The organism is Umezawaea sp. (assembly GCF_036375055.1).
Classification (GTDB): domain Bacteria; phylum Actinomycetota; class Actinomycetes; order Mycobacteriales; family Pseudonocardiaceae; genus Umezawaea.
Window position 1 is genome coordinate 72480 of record NZ_DASUSQ010000039.1, and the last position, 7166, is coordinate 79645.

Consider the following 7166-nt stretch of genomic DNA (forward strand, 5'->3'; position numbering starts at 1 on the left):
CTCGACGACGGTGGCGCCACACCCACACCCGTACAGGCACTTGGAGCAGCAGGTAGACAGGTCAGCGGACAATTTGGTCAACCAATCTTGACAACGATGTCAGGGAGCGGTTGTGCTGTCGCGCGGGTCGAGCATCGAGTCAACCGGAAGGCGTGCGCAATGGGGCACATGCGGGCGAAGAGAACCCGTTTGGCGCTGGTCGGCGTCACTGTCACTGCAGTGGTCATGGGTAGCGTGGGAAGCTGGTCGCCCGTATCGGCCGCACCGGAAGAGCCAGCCGTGAGCGCAGACCTGTTCTCGTCCTCCTTCGAGGAGGGTCAACCTCAGCCCAAGTGGGCGAGCACGGTGGAAACCGATGCCCAGGGCAACCCCAAGGCGTCGGGCGTCAACGGCGCGGACTCGGTGAGCATTCCCGGCAACGTGACCGACAAGGTCGTCGGCGTGCGGGCGAACTCCGAGAACACGGCCAGCGACGAGGTGAAGGAGAACCTCGTCGACGGGAACGTCAGCTCGAAGTGGCTGACGTTCACCAGCACCGGCTGGGTGCAGTTCCAGTTGTCGGAACCGACGCTGGTGAAGCGGTACGCGCTGTCCTCGGCGAACGACGCGGCCGAACGCGACCCGAAGAACTGGACCCTGCTGGGTTCCACCGACGGCCAGACCTGGACGACGGTCGACACCCGCGCGGGCGAGGTCTTCCCGGAGCGGCAGCAGACCAAGGTCTACGACTTCGAGACCACGACCGCCTACTCGCACTACCGGCTGGAGATCACGGCCAACGCGGGCGGCGTGAACCTGATCCAGCTCGCCGAGGTGCAGTTCTCGGACGGCTCGGCCACGCCCGCGCCGGACAACATGCGCACGACGGTGGGTGAGGGCGCCACCGGCGGCTACAACGCCAAGGGCAGGGTCGGCTTCACCGGCGTGAAGGCGCTGCGCTACCAGGGCACGCACCTCGCCGAGGGCCGCGGCTACTCCTACAACAAGGTGTTCGACGTCGACGTGCCGGTCACCAGGACGACCGAGCTGTCGTACCTGGTCTTCCCGAGCTTCATGACCGACGACCTGAACTACCCGAGCACGTTCACCGCGGTGGACCTCGCGTTCTCCGACGGCACCTACCTCAGCGACCTCGGTGCGCGCGACCAGCACGGGTTCGAGCTGTCCCCCAGGGGCCAGGGCGCGTCGAAGGCGCTCTACACCAACCAGTGGAACCGGCTCGCGTCGGTGATCGGCTCGGTCGCCGCCGGCAAGACGATCAAGCGCATCCTGGTCGCGTACGACAACCCCGAGGGGCCCGCCAACTTCAACGGCTGGTTCGACGACATCACGATCAGGTCCGCACCGTCCACTCCGGACTACCAGCGGCCGACGGACTACGTCCGCACCACCCGCGGCACCAACTCCAGCGGTTCCTTCTCGCGCGGCAACAACTTCCCGGCCACGGCCGTGCCGCACGGCTTCAACTTCTGGACCCCGGTGACGAACGCGAGCTCCACGAGCTGGTTCTACGACTACGCCAAGTTCAACAACAGCGCCAACCTGCCGACGATGCAGGCGTTCAGCACCAGCCACGAGCCCAGCCCGTGGATGCGCGACCGGCAGACGTTCCAGGTGATGCCGTCGACCGGGACGCCCACCGCCGACCGGGCCGTCCGCGCCCTCCCGTTCAAGCACGAGAACGAGACGGACAAGGCGCACTACTACAGCGTGAAGTTCGAGAACGGCATGCGCACCGAGATCGCGCCGACCGACCACGCCGCGGTGTTCAGGTTCGGCTTCACCGAGAACACCTCGAACCTGGTGTTCGACAACGTGAACAACAGCGGCGGGCTGACGCTGGACGCCGCGACCGGTGTGGTGTCCGGCTTCTCCGACGTCGGCCTGTCCTTCGGCGCGACCCGGATGTTCGTCTACGGCACGGTCGACCAGCCCGTGAAGGCCGCGGGCAAGCTGACCGGCCAGGGCCGCGACAACGTGGCGGGCTACTTCCAGTTCGACACCAGCGCGCAGAAGACCGTGCACCTGCGGATCGCGACCTCGCTGCTGAGCGTCGACCAGGCGAAGAAGAACCTGGAGCTGGAGATCTCGCCGCAGGACACGTTCGACTCCGTGAAGCAGCGCGCGCAGCAGGCGTGGGACGAGCAGCTCGGCATCATCGAGGTCGAGGGCGCCAGCGAGGACCAGCTGACCACGCTGTACTCCAGCCTCTACCGGCTCTACCTGTACCCGAACTCGACCTTCGAGAACACCGGCTCGGCCGCGGCTCCGGTCTACAAGTACGCGAGCCCGGTGAGCCCCGCCACGGGGCCGAGCACGCCGACGCAGACCGGCGCCAAGATCGTCGACGGCAAGATGTACGTCAACAACGGGTTCTGGGACACCTACCGCACGACGTGGCCCGCCTACACCCTCTTCACGCCCTCGAAGGCCGGTGAGCTGGCCGACGGGTTCGTGCAGCAGTACCGCGACGGCGGCTGGGTGTCGCGGTGGTCCTCCCCCGGCTACGCGAACCTGATGACGGGCACCAGCTCCGACGTCGCCTTCGCGGACGCCTACGTCAAGGGCGTCACCAACCTCGACGCGCAGGCGACCTACGACGCGGCCGTGAAGAACGCGACCGTGACGCCGCCGAACGACGACGTCGGCCGCCACGGCCAGGCCACGGCCGGGTTCAAGGGCTACACGTCCACCACGACGAAGGAAGGCATGTCGTGGGCGATCGAGGGCTACCTCAACGACTACGGCATCGCCACCATGTCGAAGGCGCTGTACGACAGGGCCGCGGCGAACGACCCGCGCAAGCAGGAGTACCTGGAGAACCACGAGTACTTCACCAACCGCGCGCTGAACTACGTCAACATGTTCGACCCGGCCACGGGCTTCTTCCAGGGCCGCAACCCCGACGGCACGCGCCGGGTGCCCGCGGCGGACTTCAACCCGCAGGAGTGGGGCTACGACTACACCGAGACGAACGCGTGGAACCAGACGTTCTCGGTGCCCCAGGACGGCCAGGGCCTGGCGAACCTGTACGGCGGCCGTGAGGGCCTGGCGAAGAAGCTCGACGAGTTCTTCTCCACGCCGGAGACGGCCAAGTTCACCGGCTCCTACGGCGGTGTCATCCACGAGATGACCGAGGCGCGGGACGTCCGGATGGGCCAGCTCGGGCACAGCAACCAGATCTCGCACCACATCAGCTACATGTACGACTTCACCGGCCAGCCGTGGAAGACGCAGGAGAAGGTCCGCGAGATCACCCGGCGGCTCTACCTGGGCAGCGAGATCGGGCAGGGCTACGCGGGCGACGAGGACAACGGCGAGCAGTCGGCGTGGTTCCTGTTCAGCGCGCTGGGCTTCTACCCGCTCCAGATGGGCAACTCGACGTACGCGGTCGGGTCGCCGCTGTTCACCAAGGCGACGCTGAAGCTGGAGAACGGCAAGAAGCTCGTGGTGAACGCGCCGAAGAACAGCGCGAAGAACATCTACGTGCAGAACCTCAGGGTCAACGGCAAGGTCCACGACAAGTCGTACCTGAACCACGACGTGCTCGCGTCCGGCGGGACCCTGGACTTCGACATGGGCCCCAACCCGTCGAAGTGGGCGACCGGCGCGGACTCCGTGCCCCCGTCGCTCACCAAGGGCAACGAGGTCGCGAAGCCGTTGCGCGACATCAGCACCGCGGGCACGTTCACCGGTCCGGCGGCGGTGGTGGACGACACCTCGCTGACGCAGGCCGCGGTCGACGCGCTCCAGGTCGACCTGCCCGCCACCAAGGAACGGGCCGAGTACTACACGCTGACCTCCGGCACGGCCGCGGGTGACGCGAAGAACTGGGTGCTCAAGGGCTCGTTGGACGGCAAGACGTGGACCAAGGCCGACGAGCGCCAGGACCAGAAGTTCTCCTGGCGCCAGCAGACCCGCGCGTTCAAGATCGCCAAGCCGGGCTTCTACCGGTACTACCGCCTGGAGATCGCGGGCGGCGCCACCCTGTCGGAGTTCGAGCTGCTGGCCAAGCCCCCGGTGACGGCCACAAGGACGATCACCGAGCCGGTCGGCGGACCGTTGACCGTGACGTCCGGCGTGACGGTGGTCGACGGCGCGACGATCAGCGGGCCGGTCACCGTCAACGCGGGCGCGTCGCTGTACGTGTTCGGCGGCAAGGTGAACGGGCCGATCGCGGCCAACGGCGCGGGCGCCGTGGTGCTGGTGGACTCCGAGGTCGGCGGACCGGTCACCGTGACCGGCTCGAAGACCGGGGTGAACATCGAGAACACCAAGGTCGGCGGACCGGTGAGCATCGTGAACAACAAGGCGCCGGTGGTGCTCGCGGCGAACAGGATCGGCGGGCCCATGAGCGGGAGCGGGAACAGCCCCGCCCCGGTCAACAACGGGCTGCCGAACGAGGTCCAGGGTCCGAAGGCGGGGCAGCTCGCGGGCCTGTAGCACGTCGCTGGTAGAAGGGGGAGCCTCCTGGTGGAGGCTCCCCCTTTCGCTTCACCAGGACATCTCGCGGCAGCGCTGGGCCGAGTCGCCGGGCTCGACCTGGAGGGTGGCGTGCTCGATGTGGTACCGCTCGGCCAGCAGCGCCTGCGCGGTGCGCAGCACCTCGGCCGGGTCGACGTCGCGCTCGATGCTCAGGTGCGCCGACGCCACCTCCATGCCGGAGGTCAGCGTCCACACGTGCAGGTCGTGCGCCTCGGTCACGCCGGGCAGCGTCGCCAGGTCGGCCTGCACGGCGGCGACGTCGAGGCCCTCGGGCGCGTGCTGGAACAGGATGTGCAGCGCGTGGCGGGCCAGCTTCCACGTCCTCGGCAGCACCCACAGGCCGATCGCGACACCCGTGATCGGGTCGGCGTAGCGCCAGCCGAACACTAGCGTGACGAGGCCGCTCAGCAGCACGCCGACCGAGCCGATCAGGTCGGCGAGCACCTCCAGGTACGCGCCCCGGACGTTGATGCTCTCCTTCGCGCCGCCGCGCAGCAGGAGGAAGGAGACGACGTTGGCGCACAGACCGAGCAGCGCGGCGAGGATCACCGGCAGCGCGGGCACCGAGGGCGGGTCGCCGAAGCGGCCGACCGCCTCGTAGACGACGTACCCGGCGACGCCGAACAGCAGCACCGCGTTCGCCAGCGCCGCGAGGACCTCCGCGCGGTACATGCCGAACGTCCGGTTGAGCCCCGTCGTGGCGCGGCGGGCGACCATGATCGCGGCCAGCGCCATGCCGACCCCGAGCACGTCGGTCAGCATGTGCGCGGCGTCGGAGATCAGCGCCAGCGACGACGTCGCCAACCCGACGGCGAACTCGACCACCATGAAGACCGCGCCGATGCCGAAGGCGATCCACAGCTTGCCGATGTGCTTGCCCGAAGCGCTCGCCGCCTCCGCAGGCGGCACACCGTGCCCATGCCCGTGACCCATGCGAGCAACATATAGCGACATGCGCATGTGTGCAATGTGACCGACTACTGACGCCAGGTAGGCCCCGCCAGGCGTCCCAGCACGCGGACGGCCTTCGGCGACAGGCGGCTGCCGAACCGCGCCAACCGCGACTCCGGAGTCACCGCCACCACCAGCCGATTCTGCCGAACAGCGCGGACCACCGCGGTGGCGACTCGCTCAGGTCCGTACCCGCGCAACTGGTAGGTCCTGGTCACCGCGTCCCTTTTCACCCGTTCGGTGTCCGCGTCGACGCCCGCGAACGTGGCGCTGCGGGTGATGTCGGTGTGCACGATGCCGGGGCAGATCGCGCTGACCCCGATCCCGTTGGGCTTCACCTCCTCGGCCAGGCACTCCGCCAGCATCAGCACGGCGGCCTTCGTCGCCGAGTACGCGGGCAGCGCCTTCGACGGGAAGTAGCTGGCCATCGACGCCGTCACGACGACGTGCCCGCCCTCGCCCCGCTCCACCTGGAGCGGCAGGAACGCCCGCACCGTGTGCACGACGCCCCACAGGTTCACGTCCACCACGCGCCGCCAGTCGGCCTCGGACGTGTCCAGGAACGCCCCGGCCACCACCACGCCCGCGTTGGCCATCACCACGTCCGGCACCCCGTGCTCGGCCCGGATCCGCTCCGCCACGGCGTGCACGGCCGCACCGTCGGCCACGTCCACCTCGTACGCGTGCCCCCGCACCTCCCGCGCCGTGCGCGCCGCGGCCTCGCCGTCCACGTCGAGCGCCAGCACCTCCGCCCCGTCCACCGCGAACGCCAGCGCCGTCGCCCGCCCGATCCCGCTGCCCGCCCCGGTGATCACGACCAGCTCCCGCCTCGCCGGCGTGCCGTCGACGAACTCGGTGATCATCCGCGCCACCGCCGCGGGGTGCGTCCGGGGCGCCCAGTGCGACGCGTGCAGCGACCGCCGGGTCAGCTCCGGCACCCACGGCTCCGCCGCGTCGAGGTGGCCGGCCTTCACGAACGGGTCGCGCCGCAGTTCCACCTGGAGCACCGGGACCGACACGGTCACCGGTTCAGGGGACTTCCCCACGTTCGCCCGGTACAGCCCCAGCCCGTTGACCAGTTCCCGGTGCTGGGCGCGCAGCAGCCTCCGCACGGTCCTGCTCCGCCACACCAGCTCGGGCACCACCGGCACCCGGAAACCCGCGATGTACCAGGAGTGCCTCAGCAGGTTCAGCACCTTCACCGGGTGCCGCCGGTTGCGCCGCACCCAGTCGCTGACGTGCCCCAGCGACGGCCCGGAGATGCTGGTGAACGACGCGAACAGCTCGGGGTACCGCTCAACGGCCACCCAGGCCTGCGTGGACCCCCAGTCGTGCCCGACCAGGTGCACCTTCCGACCGGGCGCCACGGCCCGCACCACAGCGGCCAGGTCCTCCCCCAACCGCTCAACCCGGTACCCGCTCAGCTCAGCGGGCCGCCTAGACCCCCCAGACCCGCGGGTGTCGTACCGAACGACGTGGAACCGCCCCACCAACCCCGCGACCACCCCGTCCCAGACGGCGGAGGTGTCAGGGAACCCGTGCACCAACACCACCACGGGCGCACCGGCCTCCCCCTCCTCCAGCACTCGAAGCCGCAGGTCACCAGCCACAACCGAACGTTCCCGCACCGGCTCCATGCCACCCGAGGGTAGGGGGTGAAAACCCGTGCCGACAGTGCGCTAGGATCATTCCAACAGCTACGGCCCCCGTAGCTCAGGGGATAGAGCACC

General features: G+C 69.1%; 3 protein-coding genes. 1 reads left to right on the forward strand and 2 read right to left on the reverse strand.

The window, feature by feature from the left end; all coding sequences use genetic code 11:
- Positions 1-159: 159 nt before the first annotated feature.
- Complete coding sequence (locus tag VFZ92_RS12480; RefSeq protein WP_414719879.1) at positions 160-4443, forward strand: GH92 family glycosyl hydrolase; 4284 nt, start codon at positions 160-162, stop codon at positions 4441-4443.
- Between the two features lie 51 nt (positions 4444-4494).
- Here VFZ92_RS12480 and VFZ92_RS12485 read toward each other — a convergent pair whose 3' ends face one another.
- Both VFZ92_RS12485 and VFZ92_RS12490 read right to left on the reverse strand, forming a co-directional pair.
- Positions 4495-5418 carry a cation diffusion facilitator family transporter gene (locus VFZ92_RS12485; RefSeq protein ID WP_330876036.1) on the reverse strand — a complete coding sequence of 308 codons (924 nt, stop codon included), beginning with the start codon at positions 5416-5418 and terminating at the stop codon, positions 4495-4497.
- Positions 5419-5462: 44 nt separating this feature from the next.
- The gene (locus VFZ92_RS12490; protein WP_330876037.1) at positions 5463-7073 is read right to left on the reverse strand and encodes an SDR family oxidoreductase; all 1611 of its coding nucleotides are present in this window, start codon (positions 7071-7073) and stop codon (positions 5463-5465) included.
- Positions 7074-7166: the final 93 nt, after the last annotated feature.

Coding starts and splice junctions, on each gene's coding strand:
- VFZ92_RS12485 (WP_330876036.1), bottom strand. CDS start 5,418: ATGGGTCACGGGCATGGGCACGGTGTGCCGCCTGCGGAGGCGGCGAGC.
- VFZ92_RS12480 (WP_414719879.1), top strand. CDS start 160: ATGGGGCACATGCGGGCGAAGAGAACCCGTTTGGCGCTGGTCGGCGTC.
- VFZ92_RS12490 (WP_330876037.1), bottom strand. CDS start 7,073: ATGGAGCCGGTGCGGGAACGTTCGGTTGTGGCTGGTGACCTGCGGCTT.